This is a genomic window from Streptococcus sp. WM07, assembly GCF_004570525.1.
Classification (GTDB): Bacteria; Bacillota; Bacilli; order Lactobacillales; family Streptococcaceae; genus Streptococcus.
Map to the genome: position 1 here is coordinate 1 of NZ_SPPZ01000175.1, position 461 is coordinate 461.

A 461-nucleotide genomic window follows, 5' to 3' on the forward strand; every position below is an offset into this window, starting at 1 on the left:
GCTTTTTCTGCTTCTGCATCAACTTGAGCCTTAGCTGCTGCTTTCTCTTCGTCTGTTAGATCAGAGCGAGCGTCAATTTCATCCTTCTTGGCTTGAGCGGCTTCATCGACGGCTTTCTTCGCTTCAGGCTTAGCAACTGCATCTGGGTTAATAGCTTTAACAGTGTCAACACCTGCAGTCTTAGCTTCTTCAACTCCTGCATTTGTTGTTGCTGCATCTACTGCAGCTTTAGCTTTTTCTGCTTCTGCATCAACTTGAGCCTTAGCTGCTGCTTTCTCTTCGTCTGTTAGATCAGAGCGAGCGTCAATTTCATCCTTCTTGGCTTGAGCGGCTTCATCGACGGCTTTCTTCGCTTCAGGCTTAGCAACTGCATCTGGGTTAATAGCTTTAACAGTGTCAACACCTGCAGTCTTAGCTTCTTCAACTCCTGCATTTGTTGTTGCTGCATCTACTGCAGCTTT

The 461-nt window shown here is 46.4% G+C and carries 1 protein-coding gene; it reads right to left on the reverse strand.

All coding sequences use genetic code 11. The features are described from left to right. Window positions 1–461: DUF1542 domain-containing protein (locus tag E4T71_RS08925; protein WP_135038971.1), on the reverse strand; the 461-nt coding region annotated here is incomplete at both ends.